The sequence below is a fragment of the Oceanobacillus alkalisoli genome (assembly GCF_022213125.1).
Taxonomy (GTDB): Bacteria; Bacillota; Bacilli; order Bacillales; family Amphibacillaceae; genus Oceanobacillus; species Oceanobacillus alkalisoli.
Window position 1 is genome coordinate 393,037 of record NZ_JAKNRA010000001.1, and the last position, 26,028, is coordinate 419,064.

Here is a 26,028-nt window from a genome sequence, read left to right on the forward strand (position 1 = left end):
TGTAAAGTTTTTAGGCGCCTTGGTCCTAATCCATTGTACACGATTGTCGATTGAATCCACTGACTTTCTATATCCCTTCCCCCAGTCTTTGCAATTTCAGTACCTGAAGCTTAGTTATATTCTCCCTATCTTTCTAAAAAGTATCATAAATGTCCCGAATAAGACTTTTTTTCGTCAAAATGAGCAATTTTAGGTTATATAGAAATTATTGTAAATATTTATTATAATTGACTAATTGAAGCCCGTCTAAGGTTGTATAATAATCGTCAATTTTGCCTTTATTAAATAGAAAGGAGGAAAAAAAGGATGGAAGAAACTATAATTTTTGATGGGAAACAATGTGAGTACATGTGGGCAAAAAAATTTATTGCCGAAAATGAATTAATTTTCCGAAATCGGTTAGTACAGTCTTTTTTGCTTAAGAAGGAAAATTTTTTTCTACTCAATCAATCCATTCGCCATCCGACGCCTAAAACGAATCAAGCTTTAGATCAGGCATTCCAAGACCATTTTGCCGAGATTAGGCTAATTAGTCAATTATCAAACGAATTGCGAAGACATGCCATTCGTTATGACAAAAAGGTTAACATGTACAGAGGAAATCAATTACTAATTTTGGACCAGCCAATCCATGACGAAACGAAGAACAACATCTCCTTCAAAGATGTTATCACAGATAAACATGCTATCCCTGTTGATGAAGCAGTGCTGGCAAATAACCAGGATTTGCTATGCTATATTGAAAATCCAACTCTTTTTCAAGCTTTTGCTTCCCTTACTTCCAGGCAGAAACAAATTTTAAATCAAGCGTATCTTTGCAACATGTCTGATACGGAAATCGCCGCTAAAGAAGGTGTATCCCAACAATCCATTTCCAAGACGAGAAACAGAGCTTTAAAGGAGCTTAAAAGACAACTATTGGCAGAGGAGGATAAAACATGATGGATATCTCTGCTCTTTCCGGTTTGATTGATATTATAGAAAATGTTGGATTCCCCGTCATCGTAGCATTGTTTTTACTAATACGCTATGAAATCAGGATGGAACGTTTAGAAAAACATTCTAAAGATTTATCGGATACGATCAACAAATTAAGGAGGGATCTTTCGTGACGAGACTCATTGATTTAACGAAAAAAGTGCAAAAGTATAATGATGCCGAATCACTTGAAATTGTTCTTACCCTATTCGAACCTAAAATCAGAGCATCATTAAAAGAAACCTCACCTCAAGAACAGACCGATTTATACCAAGAACTAAAAATTAGAGTGATAGAGATTATCAGGAAGTATGATTACAATAATACGTACGGTTTTTGGGAATTTACCAATCGATTAAAGGAACAACATGGAACAAAACATCAAGCAAAAGAAAACTCTAATTACCCAGTTAAACATTCATGATAGGGGGAGAGGATACAAATTCTATATAATCATAGAGTTACCAAATTTATTTATCGTCAGCCACTAAGTCCCGTTCCCTTTCATTTTCAGGGGAACGGCTACATAACGCAAATCTCCCCAAGTATTCTTCAAGTGGGAGGAGAATATCCCATGCCTCTTTATTTTTCTTACTTTCGCCCCTTTACTGCCAATGATTGTACATGCTTAACAAGCCCCTCCTCAAGTCGCATATAATAAATAAAGAACAATCCCTCAAATCATTCCCAAACCAAAGAAAAAGGGAGAACTTATGGTCCTCCCTTTATTTTAAATTTACCATTCCTGAACGACTTCTGTTGAAGAATGTAATCGATGATTTTTCGCCATTTCTACGGCACGTTCTGCATCCATATACCCCCATATATCACCGAGAGTCGGGTGGGCCGTAGCTTTTAGAATGCTCTTTACATCGTTTGGACTGAGATTCGGATTCGCTTCGAGCATAAGAGCAATGACTCCTGCGCAAATCGGGGTTGCCATCGATGTGCCAGACAACTCAATATAATGTTCATCTCTAATCATCTCTGGCAATTCCGATTCGATGCTTGATCCTGGTGCAAGCAGGGATACAATATTGGTTCCAGGTGCATAAATGTCAGGCTTGACGAACGAATCAATTGTAGGTCCCCTACTGGAATAATCTGCTATCTGATCATCTTCCCGGTCTAATGTGTTATGATCATCTGTTGATCCGACCGTTATAATGAATGGATCAATTGCTGGCGTACTGATTGTCGTTTGATCAGGACCGCTATTCCCGGCAGCGGCACATACAACGATTCCTTGGTGCCAAGCAACTTGAGCAGCTAAGCACAACGGGTCATCCCTGAAAGACTCGTAGGCAGGAGCTCCGAGTGAAAGAGAGACAATTCGAATATGATGCTCTTCTTTATGTTCCATACACCATTCCAGACCTTCAATAATCGTTGAAAGCCTGCCTCCACCTTGGTTATCTAATACTTTTAATCCGATGATGGAAGCTTCTGATGCAGGCCCTGTATATTTTCCACTAGAAAGACTGCCATTTCCAGCAGCATTTCCTGCGCAGTGTGTTCCATGCCCATTATCGTCGTATGGCTCCTCTTTCCCGTTTATAAAATCATGAAAAGCTATGATTCTATTTGAGGGTTGAACAAGGTCTTCATGCGGATGAACACCTGTATCAATCACAGCAATGGAAATTCCTTTACCTGTTAAACCTAACTGCTCTCGCACTTGAATCGCTCCTATTTGCTCACAGGCAATATCCAGATAAGATGTTACAATCCGGTCGTAAAAAATCCGGTCTACTGCCTCATGATCCTTAATTTGTTTGATTTTATCAGGTGTTAAATGACCTTTTACTCCATTAATGCTCGGTAATCCTTTACTTAGTTTGTTAGGAGAATCCATGTTACATATTTTTAGGAGGTCGTCTTTTTTATCTTGCTGGCAATTCTTTTTCAGATAAAGGATAATGGGAATCTCATCGCGCTTCGTTGATTTCAGGTTTGCTTTCGGAAAACTCCGTAACTGTTCCACTAAGCCTGGATCTAGTTTAGGTGCAGTATTTTCATACCATACCTTCCTTTGATTGCTCATGTTATTCCTCCTTTGTTATAAACCTCTCTCACCGAGAATTAAATCGTTTCAGTTGGGGCACCCTTATTGATTATAAGGGCACTCTTTCGTTCTAAATAACAACGTACAACTGTAATTTAAATGATTTCGTATCTGCATATTGTAAAAATACGCTCTTATGATAAATAATTATAGGTTTTCGAAACAACCTAAGGTATGTCAGGTAACCTCGTCCTTCTTTGACATTTCCCTCTTGATAATAGAAAATAGTATAGATATTCAACATGAGAGGAAGTTTTATTTGAGTCAGCAAGAGCAATTTTCATCAAGAATTGGATTTATTTTATCAGCCGCAGGAGCTGCGATTGGCCTTGGCGCCATTTGGAAATTCCCTTATATCGCAGGACAAAATGGCGGTGGCGCATTTCTTCTTATCTTTCTTTTATTTACAATCATACTCGGACTTCCATTATTGTTAGCTGAGTTCACGATAGGCAGAACTGCACAGCAAAATGCCGTTCGTTCCTTCCAAGTTATCGCACCCGGAACGAAATGGTATTTTATCGGGATTCTTGGGATGATAAGTGTTTTTATTCTACTTTCCTTTTACAGCGTAATTGGCGGATGGATTATTACGTACCTATGGAAAGTCGTGACCGGAGGATTATCAGGTTTAAATGAAGCCCAGTATGCCGAACTGTTTGCAGACACGATAGCGAACCCTGCGCTTAGCCTTGGCACACAGCTCATTTTTATTATCATGACCATTTTTGTTATCAGTAGAGGGGTACAAAACGGAATTGAACAGACGAATAAAATTATGATGCCAGCACTCGCCATTCTTTTTGCCGTGCTCGTCATCCGCTCCGTTACGCTGGACGGCGCTTCTGCCGGTATTTCATTTTTATTCCAGCCTGACTTATCAAAAGTGACATCAGGGACTGTACTTGAAGCGATGGGGCAATCCTTCTTCACCTTAAGTGTCGGTGTTTCCGGAATGATCACTTATAGTTCGTACTTATCAAAGGATCACAGCCTGCCAAGGTCCGCAATCTCGATTGTCGTCATGAATATCATGGTCGTCCTCTTAGCTGGTCTTGTGATATTTCCAGCGGTATTCGCATTCGGGATGGAGCCGGATGCAGGACCAACCTTGTTATTTAACGTGCTTCCTACCATTTTTAGTCAAATGCCTGCCGGAATGTTGTTTTTCGCAACGTTCCTTGTTGTCTTTTTATTCGCGACGTTAACCTCGGCATTCTCGATGTTAGAGATTATTGTTGCAGTAATCTCCAAGGGAAATCCTTTGAAAAGGAAGAAATGGGCATGGATTGTCGGATTAGCAATCTTTCTCTTTGGTGTCCCTTCCGCACTATCTTTCGGTGTCTTAAGCGAGGTATCATTATTCGGCAAATCGATTTTTGATTTGGCAGACTACACCGTGAGTAATATTCTAATGCCAATTGGGGCATTGTTCATTTCGATTTTCGTATCTTTTAAAATGAAAAAAACTGCATTGTATGAAGAATTAAGGCGAGGCAGTAACTTAAAGTACGGCATATTCCAGGCTTGGTTCTTCCTCGTCCGCTATATCGTCCCAGCGCTAATTATCTTCGTCATGCTGGATGTATTAGAGATTTGGTGAAGTCGTATCTTTTTAATTTCTGAATTTTAATCATGCATTTTTCGTATATTAACAGCATAATGCTTTTCCATCACCATATGTAGTTGAGTTAGTTCGTTCCCAACTACATATGGTGATGGAAAAGCCGACTTTGGTAATTATGAAATTCATTCAATAAGTCAAAATAATGATGGATGGATTGAATAAGATGCTAGAAATATACGGAGGTGCATGATGGATAAACCATACCGCTGTCCCAATTGCAAAACAAACAGATCACGCTTCAATTTGATTGAGCAGACCGCAACTCCTGTATAGCTAGATGCGAAAACGGGGGAAGTTTTAGAGGAATATACAAGCGGGAATACGCTTCCTTTTCATCAAGCATATAATGGGCCGCAATACAGAGTTCAATGTGGAGTCTGTGGATTGATAGAAAATGAAAAGATGTTTGAACAGTTTGCGGAGTATGATGGGAATTAGATAGTTGGTGTCTGGCACTAATCTAACATTTTCTAAATCTGTCGTTTACAAATGTCTTCTACCAGGCACCTTTAACAGAAAAATGGTAAACTATATACTATTATGGTTTACTATTTTTTTAGGTGTTCAACACACAACCAGGAGGTTTTTCCATGCTCCAGCAGTTAAAAAAATATTTTCCTTCATTACAATCCTATAAAAAAACACCGACCGAACTCAACGAAAAGCTGACGTGGTTCTTTACAGAGAGTGGACAAATTATCAGCATCGACCCATCTGAAATCAATGAGAAAGAATCTGTTCTTTTACATATGCTTTTTAAACCTTATAAACATATTTTCCCACCAAGGACGGAAGAAGAAATAAAGTGGCAGCAATATATTCAAGCAGACGGTGAACTACCAAAAATAGAAAATTCGTTCCGCCTGATCTTTTTCCAAATCTCGAAAGACCAATTGCAACCGGCAGATTTCAAAGACGCGCTGAATCAATTATTTGAAAAAAATATTATTATTCTTTGGGAAAGTGAAATAAAAGGAGTCATTGTTGATATAAAGCTCGCTGACTATGAAGAGGAAATTTCGTTAGAGGAAATTATCGATGTTTTAATGAGTGACCTATATACAAAAATTCGTTTTTTCGTAAGCCCATATCTCACAGAAGTAGAGCAAGCCAAATACCATTTTAATCAATTAATCTCCCAAGCAAGCATCGTCTTCTCCTACTCGGATAATAATGTGATTTCTTATATTGAAGCAATACCTTATATGCTTATTGAACAACTGACACTGGAATTAAAAGACGAACTACAAAATCTGATCCCGCAGGAATTTCAACACGACAAAGAATTCTTGAGAATGATGGAAGTTTTTCTAAAGAGCAATTTAAATATATCTGTAGCAGCTAAGAAATTGTATATGCACCGGAACAGTCTTCAATATCGAATTGAAAAATTCAAAGAAAAGACCGATTTGGATATTCGGAACTTCCATCACGCACTGACAGTTTACTTAGCATTACTGATAAAGTGAAACTTCTTCAGTGAGGGTTCACTGAATGTTAGTTAAACAGAATCAGAGATTTACGGACTGTTTATCACCCGCCTTCAGATGTTGGGTTTTCCTTATATTAAGAGGCGTGGGGATTACAGACCGTTAAGACGGGATAAAACAAACTTATTTGTAAAGTTGCCTAAAACACATCCAAAGCTTTGTGCAGGATTACCATTTAAAGAGAAACCGTTTTCACCTATAATGAAATCAACAAATAAAAACGTTTTCATATAGTTGAAGGAGGATTTCATTATGGCTGAACTCGTATTAGAAAACATTCAAAAGAAATATGATAAAGAGGTCGTCGCGGTTAAAGACTTTAACCTACATATTCAAGATAAGGAATTTATCGTATTCGTCGGACCATCCGGTTGCGGAAAATCTACTACACTACGAATGATTGCAGGTCTTGAGGAAATAACGGAAGGTAATCTGTATATCGATAATAAGCGGATGAACGATGTTTCTCCAAAAGACCGTGATATCGCAATGGTTTTCCAAAACTATGCCCTCTATCCGCATATGAGTGTATACGATAATATGGCATTTGGATTAAAACTGCGGAAGTTTAAAAAAGCTGAAATTGATAAGCGTGTAAATGAAGCAGCGAAGATTTTAGGTTTGGAAGAATACTTAACTCGTAAACCTAAAGCACTTTCTGGTGGTCAGCGTCAGCGTGTCGCATTAGGTCGAGCCATTGTCCGTGATCCTAAAGTGTTCTTAATGGACGAACCCTTATCAAACCTTGATGCTAAACTACGTGTCCAGATGCGTACAGAAATTCAAAAACTGCACAGACGGCTGCAATCAACTACAATTTACGTTACACACGACCAGACGGAAGCAATGACGATGGCCACTCGCCTCGTCGTTATGAAAGACGGAGATATCCAGCAAATCGGATCTCCTGAGGAAGTGTATAAGAATCCTAATAACGTTTTTGTCGGTGGCTTCATCGGCTCACCAGCTATGAACTTCTTTACAGGTGTAGTGAACGATTCCTACTTTACAATGGGTGACGTAAAAATTAAAATCCCGGCAGGTAAATTGAAGCCATTAAAAGATAATGGCTACCTTGATAAAGAAGTGATTCTCGGTGTTCGTCCGGAAGATATTAAAGATGAGCTTGTTTTCCTTGAATCAACACCAGAGTCAACGATATCTGCTGGCATTGAAGTTGCCGAACTAAACGGTGCAGAGACATTCCTTTACTCGAAAGTTGCTGATCAAAGCTTCATCGCCCGTGTCGACTCTCGTTCAGATGTGAAAGCTGGAGATACAGTGAAATTAGGATTTGATATGAATAAAGTTCATTTCTTTGACGTAGAGACAGAAGATAGAATTTATTAATTTTTTCTTCCATTGGAAAAGGGATACCCCTCATACAGGAGTATCCCTTTCATCTTTCAGTAACATATAAGCTTATTTTTAATATTTTATATCCCGAATATCTCGGGTGGGAAATTCTTCGTTTTAATTTTAGTTATTGGGTGATTATTTCAAAACGCAGCATGAATTATACTTGTTATTTCAAGAATTTCACTTAACCGCGGTACGTGTTCCACTGGATGTTCTCTAACTTAAGCAACACAAGCCCTACCTGCTCTTGCGTCCTTGCGACCCCTTAGTCGCTCCAGTTTGAATAAGCATCTTCAAAAACATTTGCAGAATGCCAGAGTGCTTATTTGTTACTCAATAATTTATATTATCATCTTAGATGTATCTTGTCAAATCATCCTTTGAAATAAACCCGTCGTTTCTAATGAAATTGGCTTCTGAAGTGCATGACAAATCAACAATCTTTTATAGAACGATTCTCCAGTGCATTTGGTATATCGTTCGTTAATTTCCGTATAACGATTGATATGGATAAGCATTCTTCTTTAAAAGAAGTTACATTTGATGAAGGAACCAATACGTTAACATTAAATAAAGATGGGGAAAAAAATAGATATGGCATTATAACTCGATTGAAGGGCAATAAGGAAACATCGGCATGTTTATAAATGGCTAGGAAGGGAAGTGGAACAGCGTATAGCTTTCTACTTTTTTATTTAAACAAGATGATTTCTATGGAAAGGATTGATATTTTTGGAAAAATATATTTACGGAAATACACCGACCTTCCTCGGAGCAAAAAATCTTTCAAAAGGTCAATCAATTGAAGATGTTGATGCTGTTGTTTATGGTGTACCCTGGGAGGGTGCTGTCACTTGGGGTGATTATACAGGCTGTGAACTCGGCCCGAAAGTGATGCGGTTAACATCTGGAAGATACAGTGGCTACCTGCCAGAACTTGATCATATTGATGTATTTGAACATCTAACGCTTGGGGATATGGGTGATATCGACGTAGTTCCAGCTGATGTGGAGGAAACAATGAGCAGAATTACAAACTTCACAAGCAAACTCTGGGAAACTGGTAAATTCCCGATTGGATTCGGCGGGGATCACGGAATTACATATCCGATCATTCGAGCACTTGCTGAACAAGGGAAAAAGGTTGGAATCATCCATCTCGATGCGCATTACGATAACCTTCCTTCACACAATGGGGATGAGTACGCTCGTTGCAGTCCCTTCGCCCGTCTTTATGAACAAGATGGGGTACGTAATGAAAGCATCATTCATACCGGCATTCACGGACCAAGGAACTTACCAGAAGCTGGCCAAAATGCACGAGATGCTGGTGCTGTCACCGTTACAATCAATGATGTTCGGGAGCATAGAGATTTGAAACAGCTCGCTCGCGAACTGCACACGATGGCAAATAAAGATGTCGACTGTGTCTATTTAAGTATCTGTAGCGATGTATTGGATTTTGCTTTTAATCCCGGTGGTCCGGTTGATGGGAATGGTCTAACTTCTTATGAATTGCTCACACTCGTGCATGAAATTTGTAAACAAGGTGTTGTTGGGATGGATTTTGTGGAGGTTTACCCGCAACAGGATTCAAATCAGAATTCAGCACATTTTGTTTCGACGGTTGTTTTATATGCGCTTGCAGGGGTTATTTATTATAGCAAAAAATAGATGAACACGATTGGATAAGTGCAGATAGCATAAGATGCTATCTGCTTTTTTATGTTTTTTACGCTTCTTGATTATATTTTCATAATCCTTGTTCTTAAATCTACACTATCCCTTAACATCACTTAACATCAAACAAATGTTATTGGGCTATTTTCAAACCAAACGCATAACTATCTATTAATCTTCCATGTTTTCTCCCTTTTATCGTTAAAATTAGTTAGACTTTCGTAATCGAATCATGTTCCAAGACATTTTTGGCAATATCCCTATTAGCTTTTGATCTTCTATAAAAGATTGTCCCTCAGAATGTGGCTTTACCTGCTGCTGATGAAGCGTGTTCGTAGCTTTCACATTATCATTTTCAAGCACAACATGTTCTACTATTTCTAATCCACCAAATGATAGAATATCTATATCAACCTTCAACGTATTTTCTAGATGGCGATTTACAGCAAAAATGACAAGTTCCTCATGCTCTTCATTGTAAACAACTGAACTATCAAGGTATGGCACGTCTGTATAGTCTTTACTATCATACTTCGGTGATTTGACTATTGAATTCAACGCAGTTCCCCTGCCATAAACAGACGTATAGTAATATGGATAGAAAATGGTCTGTTTCCAAATTCCTCCGCCAGTTTCAGTCATAATTGGCGCAATAACATTTACAAGCTGGGCCATACAAGCAATCTTTATTCGATCCGAATGTTTAAGTAATGTGTTAATCATAGAACCAACTAAAATTGCATCTTCAAATGTATAAACATCCTCAAGTTGTGGTGGTGCAATTGACCATGGTTCAAGTTCATTATCTTGATCATTGGAATGAAACCATACATTCCATTCATCAAAACTTAAGTTAATTGTTTTTTTACTTCGCTTCTTGGCTTTTATATAATCACAGGTTGCAATAACTGTTTTTATAAAATTATCCATGTCCAATGTATTGGCCAAATAATTTGCTGTATCATTATCACGATTACCATAGTACTGATGTAAAGAAATATAATCTACGAACTCATACGTGTGTTCAAGAGTTGTTGCTTCCCACTCCGGGAATGTTGGCATTCCCGAACCTGAACTCCCACAGCTTACCAATTCAATCGTTGGATCCGCCAGTTTCATTACTTTCCCTGTTTCAGCAGCTAGGCGACCGTATTCATGGGCTGTTTTTTGGCCAATTTGCCAAGGCCCGTCCATTTCATTCCCTAAGCACCATGTTTTAATTTTATGTGGTTGCTCATAACCGTGTTCTCTTCTCAGTTCACTCCAATACGTGCCACCTGGATGATTACAGTATTCTAATAAATTGCGAGCAGCATCTATCCCTCTTGTCCCCAGATTAACAGCCATCATTGCTTCTGCCCCTACTGCTTTAGACCAGTCAATAAATTCATTGGTTCCAACCTGATTGGTCTCTATAGCACTCCAAGCTAATTCTAAGCGACGAGGGCGATTTTCCTTAGGGCCTATACCATCTTCCCAATTGTATGCTGACACCATATTCCCACCTGGGTAACGAATAATTGGTACTTCTAACTGTTTAACTAAATTCATTACATCTTGACGAAACCCATTTTCGTCTGCAGTAGGATGGGTTGGTTCATAAATCCCCCCATACACCGCTCTACCTAATTGCTCAATGAAAGATCCATAGATTCTAGGGTCTATTTCTGATATCACAAATTCTTTATCTAACATCATTTCAGCTTTTATCGTTTCTTTTTTCACTCTATTCCTCTTCCTTTCAAAATACAATATTTATCTGGCTCATGATCATACAATATGTGTTTCTCCGTTCTTATTCCGCATCGGCAGCTAGCATGAATCTATTTAGCTACTTCTATTTCTTTAAATATATATTCAGAAATCCATGACCAACATAAAAGAGTGATACTAAAGGTAAAGAATGGAAGCATCCCCGGGAGTTTTAGGGATATATAGAAAACAAAGAACAAAAGAATTAATATAGCAAATGTATAATGTATCTTTACTACTCCTATTATTATCGCGTTTTTTATCTGCTGAAATAAGGATGCATGATAACGTGATTGTAATGGGAATGACCAAATTACAATCATAATATATAGGAATGTTATCAGGTAAAAAGCAATAAGTACTATAATCGGAACTTTGCCGTGACTATTACTCATAACTAGAAAATTTAAATATAAAAGAGTACCTATCAACATAATTGTCCAGCCAAGAATATTTGAAACTAAAAATTCCTTACGATAAAACCGTTTAAAGGTTTTCCAGATTGATAGGTCGTGTTCTCCCTCTCTCCATTTTCTGCATATATCCAGGGCAGCAATTGTCGAGGGGAAAATACCTGCAATAAATAGACCCTTTATGGAAAATATAATCCACACTATATTTAGGAATGCTAAACGAGTTATCCAAGTAAGAATTGTATTCAGTGAACCGGTAAATCCATCTACATTCATTTAAGTTGCACCTTCTTCAAATAATATCTCTTACTTTTATCCCTTTATACCGCCAGTTGTAAGTCCTGCAACAAAATAACGCTGAAATAAACCAAAGAGAATAACAATTGGAATAACTGTCATGACAGCGCCCGCAATTAAAATATCATAGTTATTACCGTAAGGAGTTAGTAAGGTTGCCAAGCCAATAGGCAGTGTAAATAAATCATTTGACCTTATCACAAGTAATGGCCATAAAAAGTTATTCCAGCTATGCAGTCCCTGTAGAATAGCCATTGCAGCAAACGACGGTAACATCAAAGGCGCCATTACCTTGAAAAATACTCCATATTCTGTACACCCATCAATTCTTGCAGCGTCCATCAGTTCTTGCGGCAGCCCCATTGCATACTGTCTAAAAAAGAACACTGCCGTTGGTGAAACAATTAATGGCAACATAATACCAGTATATGTATTGATTAATTTTATATCTATCATCAATTGATATAACGGTAGCATTAAAACCTCAAATGGAATCATGATAATAACCAAAACGAATAAGAATATTAAATTTCTTCCTTTAAAGTTATATAGTGCCAAGGAATAGCCAACCATTGAAGAGAAAAATAGAGATAAGATAATAGTTAGAGCAGATACTATTAAACTATTACCATACCACTGCCAATATTCACCTGCTTGAGTAAATATATATACATAGTTATCTAAAGATAATTCATTCCAGTTAATCGAAAAAGTTATCCCATCCCTCATTAGTTCCGTAGAGGGACGAAAGGAAGAGATAATTAAACTGATCAATGGAAACAATGCAATGAAAGCTATGATCGCGATAATGATAGTCAGCAGCCATTTAGTCACTGTATCATTTTTCTTTTTCATTTATTCGTCACCTCTTTTAAATCCACCTGTTATTAATAAATAGAGTATGCTTACAATGAAAATTATTAATAAAATAATAACTCCAATTGCTGCTCCGAATCCCATATCATTTTGCTGAATACCTTGTTGGTACAGATATCCTACTAAGGTTAAACCAATGTTTCCTGGAGAATTACCTTCCCATAGTACATAGCTTTCTTCAAAAACCCTAAATCCACCAATTATACTTATTGTGGTTACAAAAACCATAATAGGTTTCAAGGAAGGTAGAGTAATGTATAGAAACTTTTGGAATATATTTGCACCATCTATATCTGCTGATTCATAGAGTTCTTTTGATATATTTTGTAATCCCGCTAGAAAATACAAAACGTTAACCCCCATCCAACGCCAAGATGCAATTAAAACCATTAGTAACATCCCAGACCATCCCGTGTATTGCCAGCTTACTGGATCAAAACCAAATAGACCTATCATTTGGTTAGCTATAGAACTTTCTGATTCAGCAAAAAATAGTCGAAAAATAATACCTGCAACTACCACAGATGTTAGCGAAGGAATAAACAATGCAGAACGAAATATTGTTTTAAATCTCACAAATTTAGAGTCTAAAAGTATTGCTAAAATTAAAGGTACCAATACAAGAACAAACACTGTTGCTATCGTATAGATTGTTGTATTCGATAATGCCTTAAAAAAAGCTGGATTAAATATTCTTTCATAATTTTGAAATCCTATAAAAGTAACTTGTCCGGGTAAAATTCTTTGAAAACTCATGATAAAAGCTTGAATTGTCGGATAGAGAGTAAGAATCAAAAAAGAAATTATAAATGGAGAAACAAATACATATGGAACAACATTTTTTGAATTCAAAAAGCCTCTCGTTCTTTTTCTCATTGGAGGTTCTGCTATATTTCCTCCTCCAAATTCATAATCTTTTGTATTCTGTTTAAACTTCTTATTTGTCATTTTATCCCTTCTTACAATCATATTTTGGGAAAAAGGACAGTTTTCCTGTCCTTTTTATGTTAACTATTAATTTGCGCTTTCCATTTTCTGTCTTATGGTATCAGCAGACTGTTTTAAAGCCTCTTCTGGAGTTTGATTACCTTCCCTTAGAACATTATGCATAATATTGGAATCAATCTCTGATAAAACATCTGGTGTGTATTCTGATAGATTAATACCAGCAACATCGTCTTTAATAGTTAGTAAAATATCAAAAATATCCTCATGGAAAAACTCATAATATATATTATCTGCCCTTACCTCTGGTTCTTCCCATACGTCCCACCTTGGTGGATCAAATCCGAGCTCAGTCCATAAACGAATATTTCCTTCCTTTGATAATTTAGCAAAATACAAGAATTCTTTAGCCAAATCTGTATGCTCCGATTGACTTATGACCGCAGTACCGGTCCCGCCCATAGCTACAGACTGGGTTTCTGAACCAGGTGCTAGCGGCATTGGCCGGATTTGCATTTTACCTTCTAAATCAGGCATGTACTCTACAAAATCTTTCATATAGTACATTGGTATGACGATAGAAGCTTGTCCTTCTTCATTCATAAAACCATAGAATTCTTCTGAATGGTAATTTCCACCAGGTGCGATTTCTGCAATTTCATGTTCATTAATTAAAGAATTAATAAATTCTAGTGTTTCTATATTCTCTTCATTATCAAGAGTAAATTCACCGTCTATATTAAAGAAGTCTGATTCCTTTTGAGTAACAAACGGCCAAATACCATACCAGTTCGTTGGAATCGTTGTCATTGGTTTACCAGTCGTGTTAACAACTTGTTTACCAGCATCAACATAGTCATCCCAAGTTTTAATAGAGTCTATATCAACTCCAGCTTCGTCCATTATTTCTTGATTGTAATATACTACGGTTGCACCTAAGTGTGTTGGAGCACCATAATATATATCGTCCGCTGCATATATATCTAGCCTTTCTTCTACAAAACTTTCTAACTCTGGTTCAATTAAATCGTTTAAGGGCTCTAATTGGATATCACCTTTAAGAAAATTTGGGAATTTCGCGATTTCAATATCTGCCAAATCTGGAGCACCGCTGCCAGATTGCAATGCGAGCAATAAATTATTATGCATTTGATCGAACGGATAAGTTCCAACAGTTAATTTAATTGCTTTATCAGGATTTTCCTCGTTCCACTTCTCAGCAGCATCTGCATAGAAGTCAGCATGCGTACCAGCAAAAGTCCAAAATGATAATTCGGTTGCATCTTCTAAATCTGCACCGGCAACAACAGATTCTTCTGCGTCCCCCCCATTCGTTTCAGCGTCATCGCCCCCACCACATGCACCTAAAATTAAAAGCATCAATACTAGTAATCCTAACAAGCTAAGCTTTTTCATTTTTTTCCTCCTAAATGATTGTTTTATACTTCAAACCTATAACTACTCAACTCTTTCCTAGCATTATTCGACTATAATATCTATTGAGATTCCACGATGCTAACGCTTACAAAAACACAAAATTATACTTAAATGTGCTTCCCCTGTCCATTCATTATTAAAGGATAAAACGCACTGCAAGTTGATGGTAGACTAGCCTTATCTTATTCCAATATTTTGTAAGTATTTAAATACAAAGAAATAAAAGCTTTCCTCTCATGATATCTAATATCTAACGCGGCTAAATACCTCTCCTAGGTCTACTCACCATCTATTTTCTTAAGAATTTTATCTAGTGTAACTAAATTTAGGTGATGAGTATATAATCTCTTGTTCTCTATTTCAAAGGCAACTGAATTATAAATCGTTTCATTTCAATCTCTCCCTTCTAAATAAAGCATAGTTATAAAATTAGACACCTGAATGAATTTCATAATTACCAAAGTCGGCTTTCCCATCACCGTATGTAGTTGGGAACGAACCAACTCAACTACATATGGTGATGGTGAAGCATTAAATACGTATTATGAAATTCATTAACCTAGCATAGGGTCAGAAACCTTGAAGATTACTATAATAATATTTCCTCAATATTGATCTAAGATAGTTAATAAAACACCAGCTAAAACCGCTTACAAAATACATCTTGTAAATCTAAAAAGATTTTCTACTTATTACTTTTAAATTAATTTCATTATAGCAAAATCATCATTGTTCGTCTAGTGGATGAACTAAGTTTTTCCTTTTTTTCTTAACACAATCAATTTGTGTAACTTTTCTTGTGCGATAATAGGAAAATATCCTCTATTATTGAAGCAATAAATATTTAGTTAACAATTGTAAACTATCCGCCATCCATCTGCTCTATCTCTAATTATAATTATTCTTCAAAAAATCCCCTTTTTGTTCCTATTTCACTTCATTCAATAAAGCAGAAGCATCACTCCTGCTTAATTCGTACCACAAGCATCATACCAAAGGAAAGAATCATAATCGCAATCACCCACATCCAAGCCATGAACCTTTTCCCTGAATCAATCGCGATATAAATCGCAGTAGGAATCGTTTGCGTGACGCCTGGAATATTCCCGGCAAACATTAAAGTAGCCCCAAATTCTCCTAAAGCCCGGGCAAAACTTAGAATACTTCCAGCTAGCAGCATTTTCGAAGCTAAAGGAATCGAGATAAATAGGAAGGTTTTCCACTCGCTCGCCCCGTCGATTCTTGCAGCTTCTTCAATATTGTTATCCACTCCCTGAAATCCTGATTTTGCCGCCTGGTACATGAGTGGAAATGCGACAACTACTGCTGCAATCACAGCAGCCCACCAGGTGAAAATAATCGGTTGATTAAAAATCCACTCAATCGCTTGACCGATAATACTATTTTTCCCGAAAACAACAATCAATAAAAAGCCAACAACAGTTGGAGGTAGCACCATCGGGAGCATCAGCAGTGTCTCTACAATTGCTTTTCCTTTGAACCTTCTTCTTGCAAGAATTCTACCAATTAAAGTTCCTATTATTATAACGATAACACCTGATATCGTAGCAACTTTAAGAGATAACCAGATTGGACTAAGGAACTCTTGCATGATTTCACTATTTAACTGTAAATCCATATTCTTCAAATACCTTTATAATTTCATCGCTTTGTATATACTCGAGAAATACTTTTGCCATTTCGTACTGGTCAGAATCTTTTATAATCCCGACTGGATAAAGAATAGGTGTATGTAATTCGTTAGTAGCAGGAGCAGCAATGTTTATTTTTTCCGAAGTAAGGGCGTCCGTTTGATAAACGATTCCGGCATCAACATTCCCAGTTTCAACATAAGATAAAACTTGTCGGACATCTTTTGCGAAAACAATTTTCGATTCTATTTCATCCCATAGATCCATTTCCACCAGCAGTTCTTGCGCATATTTTCCCGCTGGCACGGTTTTAGGTATACCGATGGATATATTACCTATCTCCGCTTTCTGAAGATCAGCAAATCCATTGATTGTTTGTTCACCCTTCGGAACAATTAATACTAGCTCATTGCCAAGCAAGTCTACCTGACTTTCCTCCGCAATCATCCCTTCTTCTACCAATATATTAAACTTATCTTTTGCCGCTGAGAAAAATAAATCCACTGGTGCTCCTTGTGAGATTTGCTGCTGCAGGGAACCCGAAGCACCATAATTAAAGGTTAATGCTACTTCCGGATGTTCTTCTAGAAATGCCTCTTGAATGGAATCTAATGCCTCTTTTAAACTAGCTGCTGCTGATATTGTTAATTCAGTATCTTCGCCGCTAGCGCTCTGCTTGTCTGCTGAATCTTGAGCAGAGTTACTCGTATCCGAACATGCCACTAACGATAGAAGTAAGAATAAAAGAATACAAATGAAATGAAATTGTTTTCGCATCCTTTACCGCCCTCCATTCGACCATTTACTGTTTATTATATCCTATTTTAATAATGAACGTCGAAAATGAAAATCTCCTGATGCGATATCTTCAGGAGATTTAAATTCGGAGTAAGGTAAGCCCCGCACCTCGTCTACTTTCTATATTTCATCAATCGTTCATTTAATTGATTTGTTTTACTATAGACTTCTTTATAAAGCTTAAATAGTTCTTTATATTTGGCAACATTTTCTGGATTAGGTGAATAGACCTTTTCTTCTTTTAAGAATTCAACTGCACATTCCTTCAGTGATGGATACCAACCACACCCCACCGCTGCAAGCATGGCAGCTCCCATCCCCGGACCTTGCTCACTTTCCATCTTTACCACATTCGCATTAAAAATATCGGCTTGTATTTGCAGCCAAGTTTCGTTTTTTGCTCCCCCGCCAATAGATACAACTGTATTAATTTTCTTGCCATTTTCTCGAAATATCTCTATTGATTCATTTAACGAAAAAGTGATACCTTCTAATACTGCGCGAGTAAAATGTTTTCTTTCATGGGCTGCATCCATACCGATGAAGCTTCCACGGATATTCGCGTCCACATGAGGGGTTCTTTCTCCAACAACATAAGGTGTGAAAATTAAACCATTCGCACCAACTGAAACCGTATCAACATCTGCCAGCAATTCTTCAAAACTTATATCTTTTGCAAATGTCTCTTTAAACCAAGACAAACTGTACCCTGCAGCAAGCGTCACCCCCATCGTATAAAACACATCAGGGGCAGCGTGATTAAAGTAGTGAACCTTCCCTCCAAAATCTTTGGCGCTACTTGCTTCATAAGATAAAACAACACCAGAAGTCCCTGTGCTCGCCAGTGTCTGTCCGTCTTCCAAAATCCCTGAACCAATCGCACCACAAGCGTTATCCGCCCCACCAGCAAATACTTTTGTCTTAACATTCAAGCCTGTCACTTCTGCAATTTGTTTCCCTACAGTCCCCACTTCATCGTCTGACTGCACGAGTGGTGGGCATATTTCTGGATTAATCTCTAATTTCTCACAGATTTCCCTGCTCCATGACTTTTTAGCGATATTCAATAATAACGTGCCTGCAGCATCCGAGTAATCCATGTGCAGCTCTCCGGTTAATCGATACCTGACATAATCCTTCGGTAAAACAAATACTCTTGCTTGATTAAAAATGTGAGGTTCATGCTTTTTCACCCAAAGTATTTTTGGTAGGGTAAAGCCCTCCAATGCCGGATTCTTAGTAATCTCTAATAGACGATCCTTGCCCACCTTTTCATAAATCTGACTACACTCTTGCGTTGTCCGTGTGTCATTCCAAAGAATTGCATTTCGCAAAACCTGATTATCCTCATCCAACAATACAAGACCGTGCATCTGACCAGAAAAACTCAGCCCCTCAATATCTTCTGGATTCCCTTTAAACGCTGCTACGAGTTCTGATATCCCAGCAATTGTCTGCTCGACCCAATCATTAGGATCTTGCTCACTGTAGCCCACTTTCTCTTGATATAATGGATATGATTTTGATATTTCTTGAACGACGCTTCCATTCTGATTAACTAATAATATTTTGACGGCACTTGTTCCTAAATCAACACCAATGACATACTTCATTCTATATCTCTCCTTGTCTCTATAAAGAAGAAAGACGAAGCACTCGATCAGATTAGAGCCCTTCGTCTTTATTTTCATCATTTATATTAGATGCTCTGTTTCATTCACCAGTAAAGGTTGTTAATAGATATTGGTTTATCGTAGCTTTAATACTCTCCAGTTTACCAGATTGATGCTGAATATCTGTTAATCCTAGCGCATACTCCTCCAGCTTGCGTAAATCCGTCTTGTCTTCTACGATATCACGACCAATTCCATCCTGATACGTTTGATATCTTTCATCTATTACGTTATCGAGTACTTGATCATCCATCAATCTCTGTGCTACTTTTAATCCAACCGCAAAGCTGTCCATTCCCGCAATATGTGCATGGAATAAGTCCTCTGGCGTGAAAGAGCCACGACGAACTTTCGCATCAAAGTTCAAGCCGCCACTGCCAAGCCCTCCATTTTTCAGGATTTCATACATGGCTAGCACTGTCGTATGAAGGTCTGTCGGGAATTCATCCGTATCCCAGCCGAGTAATGGATGCCCTTGATTTGCATCCACTGAACCAAGCATATCGTGAATTCTCGCATAATGCAGCTCATGCTCAAACGTATGGCCCGCTAATGTTGCGTGGTTTGCTTCGATATTGAATTTGAAAACATCTTGGAGCCCATAATGTTGTAAAAATGCATAGCCACTGGCTACATCAAAGTCATATTGATGGGTCGTCGGCTCTTTTGGCTTCGGTTCGATTAAGAACTGGGCAGCAAAACCAATTTCTTTCGCATAATCATTCGCCATATGATAAAGGCGAGCTAAGTTATCCAGTTCTAATTGCATATTTGTGTTAAGCAGGGTTTCATAACCTTCCCTTCCGCCCCAAAACACATAGTTTTCCGCACCTAGTTCTTTCCCAACTTCCAATCCCTTTTTCACTTTCGCTGCAGCATAAGCAAATACATCCGCGTGATTAGACGAGCCTGCGCCATGAACAAAGCGTGGATGACTGAAGTTGTTCACTGTATTCCATAATAATTTCGTTTTACTATCTTTCATATAATCTTTAATCATGGCCACAATCGTATCTAAGTTTTCATTTGATTCTTTTAAACTGTCCCCTTCAGGTGCGATGTCGACGTCATGAAATGCAAAATAAGGTACATTCAGCTTTTCAAAGAATTCAAAGGCTGCTTCGACACGTGCTTTTGCCAGGTCCATTCCTTCAAATTTATCCCATGGTCGCATCGCTGTGCCAACACCGAACGGATCCGATAGATCTTCCGTAAATGTGTGCCAGTATGCGACACCGAAACGGAGAATCTCCTCCATCGTTTTTCCACCGATTTTTTCCTCGGGATTATAAAATTTAAATGCGAGTGGATTAGTAGATGTTGGGCCTTCGTAGTGAACCTGGTTGATGTTTTTAAAAAATGTCATTTGTGTGTCCTCCTAAGTTTTATGAATTTTAATGTAAGAGCTTTCATGTTTTTGATTATAGCATCTTATCTATAGTTCGTCCATTGGATGAACTAAGTTTTTTAAATTTCCTCATGGTAATAGAAAAAGAATCATGATTATCGTATAATGTTTATTGTTTAATGAATTTCATAATACGTATTTAATGCATCACCATCACCGTATGTAGTTGAGTTGGTTCGTTTCCAACTACATATGGTGATGAAAAAGCCGACTTTGGTAATTATGAAATTCATTCTGTTAAACCATCAGATGTTTTGATGAAGGGAGAAATAACAATGACCAACAGAATGAGTGCTATATATAACATATTAGAATGGATAACAAAGTTCGCCTATGTCAATCTGCTCTGGGTTGTTTTTACATTGGCTGGCGGTGTTATCCTAGGTTTTTATCCTTCTACCACTTCTATGTTTGCGATGGTTCGTGATTGGCTCAGAGGGAAATCAGACTTACCGGTACTAAAAACGTTTTGGTATTATTACAAGCGCGACTTTTTAAAAAGCAATTTACTTGGACTTTTCCTCAACGTCCTCTTTCTTCTTGTCGCTATTGATATTTATTACATCCAAAGTAATATAAATGAACAGTTAACGTGGACTTATATTCCACTGTTTGCATTTATGCTCATCTTCATCTTATTTCTATTTTATATTTTTCCAAGCTTTACCCATTATGATTTAAGAACCATTCCTTTAATAAAAAATGCCTTTTTAATCATGATTATAAGTCCGCTATATAGTTTTCTTATGGTATTATGTTTCGTTTCTCTTTTCTTTATAATGAGGGCCATCCCTGCCTTGTTCTTCATTTTTGGTGGTACAACCTATGCTTTTATTACATCCTGGCTAAGCTTACATGCATTTAAAAACATCGAAAGAAAACAACACTCAAGCTAAAAACCACCTCACCAGACTAATAAGCTTAGGAGGTTGAGGCGGTCTTTTCATGTTTCGGCAAGATTAATCTTATGCTGCGAGCTTATCCCTTCACAGCACTGGCAGTAATTCCTTCCATAATTTTGTTACTGAAGAATAGGAATGCAATGATGATTGGCAGTACACTTATTACGAGTGTTGCTCCTATCGCACCCCAATCCGTCATATACTGTCCGATAAAGTTTTGAATTCCAACGGTAAGCGTCTTATACTTTTCCGAACTTATAAATGTGTTAACAAAAACAAATTCATTCCAGTTATAAATCATGTTAATAATAACCGTTGTGGACATAATTGGCGCAGAAATAGGTAAGATGATTCTAAAGAATAAACGATGAATCGAACTGCCATCAATAATAGCCGCTTCCTCAATTTCCCTTGGAATCGTTGTATAAAAGCCCAGTAGGATCATAACGGTTATCGGCAGATTATACGTAATATACGTAAGAACGATGGATAGTGGATTATCTATCAAATTTACATTTAAAAACATATTATATAATGGGATGAGTGCAGAATGGATTGGTATCATTAAACCAACCATAATGAGGCCTAGGACTAGTCCACTCAGCTTCCACTTCATTCTCGTAATTGCAAATGTTGCCATACTGGCTATTAAAATCGTCAATACGGTAGCAACGACTGTAATCCAAATGCTATTCCAGAAGTATGTTGCAATTCCCCCATCAAATACTTTCAAATAATTTTCCCATTTCGGTTCTAAAGGAAGGGCAAACGGACTTCCTGCAAATATTTCTTGGTTTGTCTTTAGAGAAAACATAAACAACCAAAGAATCGGAAATATTTGAAACACTGCAACAAGCCCTAAACAAATATAAAGTAAACTGTAACCTATTCTAGACATTTTCTGCTCCTCCTCTTAATATTCAATTTCCTCTTTGGTAGCAGTCACTTTACGAACAATTACTGTAACAATTAAGGTTATAATCAATAATAAGAATCCTATTGCACTACCATATCCAAAGTCATAGCTTGAGAAGGCCAATTTATACATGTAAGATGCCATTACTTCACTTGCGCCATTCGGTCCGCCACCTGTCATCACATAAATCAAATCAAAATATTTTAAGGATCCAACGATAGCTAATACGATTGTCACTTTAAATACATTCATGATTAATGGGATTTTAATCTTTAGCGCAATTTGCAGTGGAGTTGCTCCGTCAATTTTTGCCGCTTCAATTAATGAGTCTGGGATATTCTTTAATGCAGCATAGTAGATTAAAATGTAAAACCCGGCATATTGCCAAATGATTGGAACGAATATTGCGTAAAGGACAATATTCGGATCCGCTAACCATGCAGGTGGATTATTAACTCCAAGTGTCATTAAAATACTGTTCAACATTCCATTGGAAGGGTTATACACTTTAATCCACAACTGTGCAATTGCAACAGAAGATAGCAGCATTGGAATTAAATATATTTTTCTGAAAAGGTTTGCACCTTTAATTTTCGAAGCTAAAATCAGAGCAACTGCCAGATAAGCAATTAGGCTAAGTGCAGAAAACAATGCTAATAGAAAAGAATGCATCGCACTCTGCCAAAACTTCGTATCTTGTAATGCTACAATATAATTATCTAATCCAATGAACTCCATTGCTCCGATTCCGTCCCAATTCATTAAACCGAAATATCCCGAAAGAATTAATGGAACAACAATAAGGACAATAATCAATAGAAGTGCAGGGAGCGTATATAAGGTAATAATCCACTTATTTGACATAACTTTATTCACAATATTCAACCCCATACTCTTTTTGATAGATTATTTTTACAATCACTCTTTTATTCTAAAAACTAACATCACCTTCTTCATTAATTATTAAGTTAATAGATACTAGTAAGCCTCGGACAGAGGCTTACTAGTCTTATTAATAATTACTCTTGTGAAAGTGTGTCTTCATGCGTTTTTGCGAAATCCTCCGGTGTCACTTCCCCGCCAAATAACGCTTGAATCATATCCAAATGCACTTGTGCAGCGCTTGGACTCATTTGAACGTCAGCATATAATGTAATATTAGTTGCTGCATTCAAATCGTTTAAAACATCAACATACATTTCTGGAAGATCCAGAGATTCTGCATCCACCTTTGTCGCAGGAATCACTCCTACTTCAGTTACCGCCTTTTCTCCCCATTGTTGTAAGAAGTAAGAGGCAAATGCTTTGGCTTCTTCTTTAACATCCGAGTTTTCCGCTACAAATAACCCTACGCCCGGACCGCCTACATAATTATTAACATCCCCACTACCATCAACAGTTGGAAATTGAAAATAACCTACTGAATCCCGGAATTCTTGAGGAACATCCTCATTCGTTGTAAAGTTCGGAAGATCCCAAGTAGCAATTAAATACATTGCTGCTTGTTCTGACATAAACATACTCTTCGCTTCCTCATCAGCTAACCCATTAAAACCCTGTACGAAAGCATCTGCATCGATAAGACTTTGAACTTCTTCAGCCGCTTGGATTAAAACTGGGTCTTCAAATGATTTTTCTCTATTAATCGCTTCTGACAATACATCTTCATCGCCACCAAGCCGGTCCGCTAAGTACATATACCACATCGAACCTGTCCATGCATCTCTATTACCGAGTGCTATTGGATTAACACCATTATCATTCAAGGTCTTGACGATTTCATTCAATTCTTCCATTGTCTCAGGCTCTTCCAATCCATGCTCTTCAAATATGCTCTTATTGTAAAATACTGTAGAGATATTTAGTTCTAAAGGAAGTCCATAAGTCGTATCATCTATCGCAAAACCGTCAAGCGTCCCTTCTACAAAACTATCAGATAAATCACTTTCCACAACATCGTCCACAGACGCAAACATGTTTCCGTTTACAAATGGCTCCATGTATCCAGCTGCCCAAGTCATCCCAACATCAGGCAACTCATTAGATGTAGATAATACTGTAATTTTATCTTTATATTGCTCATTGCTTAGAACTTCAAGATCGATGGTTATATCATCGTTTTCCGCTTCAAAGTCGGCTATGATTTCATTTACAATTTTGTAATGTTGAGCGGAGCTGCCTTCCGGCCATAAATGTATAAACTTTACTGATTTTGCATCTCCAGAACTTGTTTCATTTGATCCACTTTCTCCCCCATCCTCTTCATTACAAGCCGCTAAAAGCAAGGTGAAGATCAACAACATCCCCATTAATGTAACCGCTTTCCTCAACTTCATTACTGAACCCCCTTGAAAATTAAATTTTGCTTATATTCTATAAGCTAGTTATAATAATAACAAATTAAACATCGTTTGTCTACTGGATGAACGAAGTTTGTAATAAACTAAATCTATGTGCTATACTAGCCTAAAATGCGAGAGAAAGAGTTGAAATCCGATGAAAATCAGTAAAACTTGGAATCAACAAGTAGTTAAACAAGAAAATAAAGCTCTAGTTCTGGAAAAAATTATTGAAAACTCCCCAATATCAAGAGCTGATATCGCTACTTCTACTGGTTTAAATAAAGGAACTGTTTCATCTTTAGTAAAAGAACTATTGGATGAAAATTTAATTAATGAATCTGGTCCTGGTAAATCAAGTGGCGGCAGAAGGCCTGTTATGTTACATTTCAATAAATTAGCAGGCTATTCCATTGGAATTGATTTGGGTGTTAATTATATTCTGGGGGTGTTAACAGATTTAAAAGGAAATATCTGCTTAGAAAAACAAATTAATTTCAGCAACTTAACGTACGAAGAAATACTCGAAAAATTAAACGGGGTGATTGATCACCTTATGAACGATGTTCCTCCAAGTCCGTATGGCATTGTAGGTATTGGGATTGGCGTTCCAGGTATTGTTAATAAAGAAAAGAAAATATTACTCGCTCCTAACTTAAGCTGGAGAAATGTTGATTTAAAAGCAGAGTTAGAAAATAGATATGAAGTCCCGATAACGATAGAGAACGAAGCAAATGCTGGAGCATACGGGGAAAAAAACTTTGGAGTTGGACAAGACTTTAATAATATTATTTATGTAAGTGTAGGTATCGGAATCGGTGTAGGTCTTATCTTAAATGGAAATTTGTATAGAGGTAATAATGGCTTTTCTGGAGAGCTTGGACATATGACGATCGAATTAAATGGGATGAAATGCAGCTGCGGAAATGCAGGATGCTGGGAATTATATGCATCCGAAAGATCATTAATAATGAATGCAGAGCGCTCCAATTTTAACCAAGAACAGAATGATCATCTGTCTTTAGAAACCATTCTTGAACTTGCTAACAACGGGGAATCTACTTCTATCCAATTATTTGAACAAATAGGGAAATATTTAGGAGTGGGGATGAATAACATCATCAATACTTTTAATCCCGAGCAGGTCATTATCGGTAACCGAATGGCTGAGGCGGAACAGTGGATAAAACAACCACTAATAGACTCTATTCAAAATCAATCTTTATGGTACAGTCAACAAGATTTGAAAATTGACTTTTCAAATCTACGCACCCATTCGACTGCTTTAGGGGTTGCTGCTTTTTCTGCTGAAGCATTTTTAAATAATAATATACATCATCAACGTGCTTCTGGTCTTTAATAAATGAACAAGATGTCTAACAGGGATTCTATTATAGAAAATAACGCATAATGAAATTCCT

At 37.3% G+C, this 26,028-nt stretch carries 23 protein-coding genes and 1 pseudogene; 11 read left to right on the plus strand and 13 right to left on the minus strand.

Features of this window, described 5'->3' with window-relative positions:
• The first annotated feature begins 306 nt into the window (after positions 1–306).
• From L3V42_RS01825 to L3V42_RS01835, 3 genes are read left to right on the plus strand one after another with little or no spacing between them, the layout of a single operon-like run.
• Positions 307–942, plus strand: a complete 636-nt coding sequence (locus L3V42_RS01825) for a sigma-70 family RNA polymerase sigma factor (RefSeq protein WP_235762051.1) — start codon at positions 307–309, stop codon at positions 940–942.
• Positions 939–1,112, plus strand: a complete 174-nt coding sequence (locus L3V42_RS01830) for a YvrJ family protein (RefSeq protein ID WP_235762050.1) — start codon at positions 939–941, stop codon at positions 1,110–1,112. The genes L3V42_RS01825 and L3V42_RS01830 overlap by 4 nt, the downstream gene beginning before the upstream one ends.
• On the plus strand, positions 1,109–1,402 hold the full coding sequence (locus L3V42_RS01835; RefSeq protein ID WP_238471116.1) for a helix-turn-helix domain-containing protein: 294 nt from the start codon (positions 1,109–1,111) through the stop codon (positions 1,400–1,402). The genes L3V42_RS01830 and L3V42_RS01835 overlap by 4 nt, the downstream gene beginning before the upstream one ends.
• A gap of 312 nt (positions 1,403–1,714) precedes the next feature.
• Here L3V42_RS01835 and L3V42_RS01840 read toward each other — a convergent pair whose 3' ends face one another.
• Positions 1,715–3,022, minus strand: a complete 1,308-nt coding sequence (locus tag L3V42_RS01840) for a S8 family serine peptidase (protein ID WP_238471117.1) — start codon at positions 3,020–3,022, stop codon at positions 1,715–1,717.
• 280 nt (positions 3,023–3,302) lie between these two features.
• Here L3V42_RS01840 and L3V42_RS01845 point away from each other — a divergent pair, with 280 nt between their 5' ends.
• From L3V42_RS01845 to L3V42_RS01870, 6 genes and pseudogenes are all read left to right on the plus strand, one after another.
• Positions 3,303–4,646, plus strand: a complete 1,344-nt coding sequence (locus L3V42_RS01845; protein ID WP_235762047.1) for a sodium-dependent transporter — start codon at positions 3,303–3,305, stop codon at positions 4,644–4,646.
• 213 nt (positions 4,647–4,859) lie between these two features.
• A pseudogene (locus L3V42_RS01850) lies at positions 4,860–5,108 on the plus strand (DNA alkylation repair protein).
• A gap of 152 nt (positions 5,109–5,260) precedes the next feature.
• A complete protein-coding gene (locus L3V42_RS01855; protein WP_235762046.1) occupies positions 5,261–6,139 on the plus strand; it encodes a PucR family transcriptional regulator in 879 nt (292 codons plus the stop codon).
• 273 nt (positions 6,140–6,412) lie between these two features.
• Complete coding sequence (locus L3V42_RS01860; RefSeq protein WP_235762045.1) at positions 6,413–7,510, plus strand: ABC transporter ATP-binding protein; 1,098 nt, start codon at positions 6,413–6,415, stop codon at positions 7,508–7,510.
• A gap of 434 nt (positions 7,511–7,944) precedes the next feature.
• A complete protein-coding gene (locus tag L3V42_RS01865) occupies positions 7,945–8,166 on the plus strand; it encodes a hypothetical protein (RefSeq protein ID WP_235762044.1) in 222 nt (73 codons plus the stop codon).
• 85 nt (positions 8,167–8,251) lie between these two features.
• A complete protein-coding gene (locus tag L3V42_RS01870) occupies positions 8,252–9,193 on the plus strand; it encodes an agmatinase family protein (protein WP_235762043.1) in 942 nt (313 codons plus the stop codon).
• A gap of 213 nt (positions 9,194–9,406) precedes the next feature.
• Here the strand turns inward: L3V42_RS01870 and arfA are convergent, their stop codons facing one another.
• The 9 genes from arfA to xylA form a co-directional block, all read right to left on the minus strand.
• The gene (gene arfA / locus L3V42_RS01875; protein WP_235762119.1) at positions 9,407–10,897 is read right to left on the minus strand and encodes an arabinosylfuranosidase ArfA; all 1,491 of its coding nucleotides are present in this window, start codon (positions 10,895–10,897) and stop codon (positions 9,407–9,409) included.
• Positions 10,898–11,022: 125 nt separating this feature from the next.
• Positions 11,023–11,640 (minus strand): YesL family protein, encoded by a 618-nt coding sequence (locus tag L3V42_RS01880; protein ID WP_235762042.1) that lies wholly within the window; start codon positions 11,638–11,640, stop codon positions 11,023–11,025.
• Between the two features lie 36 nt (positions 11,641–11,676).
• Complete coding sequence (locus L3V42_RS01885; protein WP_238471118.1) at positions 11,677–12,516, minus strand: carbohydrate ABC transporter permease; 840 nt, start codon at positions 12,514–12,516, stop codon at positions 11,677–11,679.
• Positions 12,517–13,413: a carbohydrate ABC transporter permease gene (locus tag L3V42_RS01890; RefSeq protein WP_235762118.1), complete on the minus strand. Its 897-nt coding sequence runs from the start codon at positions 13,411–13,413 to the stop codon at positions 12,517–12,519.
• 138 nt (positions 13,414–13,551) lie between these two features.
• Positions 13,552–14,898: an ABC transporter substrate-binding protein gene (locus L3V42_RS01895; protein WP_235762040.1), complete on the minus strand. Its 1,347-nt coding sequence runs from the start codon at positions 14,896–14,898 to the stop codon at positions 13,552–13,554.
• Between the two features lie 979 nt (positions 14,899–15,877).
• Complete coding sequence (gene modB / locus L3V42_RS01900; protein WP_235762039.1) at positions 15,878–16,558, minus strand: molybdate ABC transporter permease subunit; 681 nt, start codon at positions 16,556–16,558, stop codon at positions 15,878–15,880.
• Positions 16,539–17,348, minus strand: coding sequence for a molybdate ABC transporter substrate-binding protein (modA, locus tag L3V42_RS01905; protein WP_235762038.1), 810 nt, complete (start codon positions 17,346–17,348; stop codon positions 16,539–16,541). The genes modB and modA overlap by 20 nt, the downstream gene beginning before the upstream one ends.
• A gap of 134 nt (positions 17,349–17,482) precedes the next feature.
• Positions 17,483–18,982, minus strand: a complete 1,500-nt coding sequence (gene xylB / locus L3V42_RS01910; RefSeq protein ID WP_238471119.1) for a xylulokinase — start codon at positions 18,980–18,982, stop codon at positions 17,483–17,485.
• 100 nt (positions 18,983–19,082) lie between these two features.
• The gene (xylA, locus tag L3V42_RS01915) at positions 19,083–20,408 is read right to left on the minus strand and encodes a xylose isomerase (protein WP_235762037.1); all 1,326 of its coding nucleotides are present in this window, start codon (positions 20,406–20,408) and stop codon (positions 19,083–19,085) included.
• Between the two features lie 317 nt (positions 20,409–20,725).
• Here xylA and L3V42_RS01920 point away from each other — a divergent pair, with 317 nt between their 5' ends.
• Complete coding sequence (locus L3V42_RS01920; RefSeq protein WP_238471120.1) at positions 20,726–21,346, plus strand: YesL family protein; 621 nt, start codon at positions 20,726–20,728, stop codon at positions 21,344–21,346.
• A gap of 82 nt (positions 21,347–21,428) precedes the next feature.
• On the opposite strand, the gene L3V42_RS01925 is transcribed toward L3V42_RS01920, so the two are convergent.
• The 3 genes from L3V42_RS01925 to L3V42_RS01935 all read right to left on the minus strand — a co-directional run bounded on the left by L3V42_RS01925 (position 21,429) and on the right by L3V42_RS01935 (position 24,604).
• Positions 21,429–22,250 (minus strand): carbohydrate ABC transporter permease, encoded by an 822-nt coding sequence (locus tag L3V42_RS01925; RefSeq protein ID WP_235762035.1) that lies wholly within the window; start codon positions 22,248–22,250, stop codon positions 21,429–21,431.
• Positions 22,251–22,265: 15 nt separating this feature from the next.
• Positions 22,266–23,144, minus strand: coding sequence for a carbohydrate ABC transporter permease (locus L3V42_RS01930; protein WP_235762034.1), 879 nt, complete (start codon positions 23,142–23,144; stop codon positions 22,266–22,268).
• Between the two features lie 143 nt (positions 23,145–23,287).
• Complete coding sequence (locus L3V42_RS01935) at positions 23,288–24,604, minus strand: extracellular solute-binding protein (RefSeq protein ID WP_238471121.1); 1,317 nt, start codon at positions 24,602–24,604, stop codon at positions 23,288–23,290.
• 160 nt (positions 24,605–24,764) lie between these two features.
• Between L3V42_RS01935 and L3V42_RS01940 the strand changes: the two genes are divergently transcribed.
• Positions 24,765–25,967 carry an ROK family transcriptional regulator gene (locus L3V42_RS01940; protein WP_235762032.1) on the plus strand — a complete coding sequence of 401 codons (1,203 nt, stop codon included), beginning with the start codon at positions 24,765–24,767 and terminating at the stop codon, positions 25,965–25,967.
• Positions 25,968–26,028 lie beyond the last annotated feature (61 nt).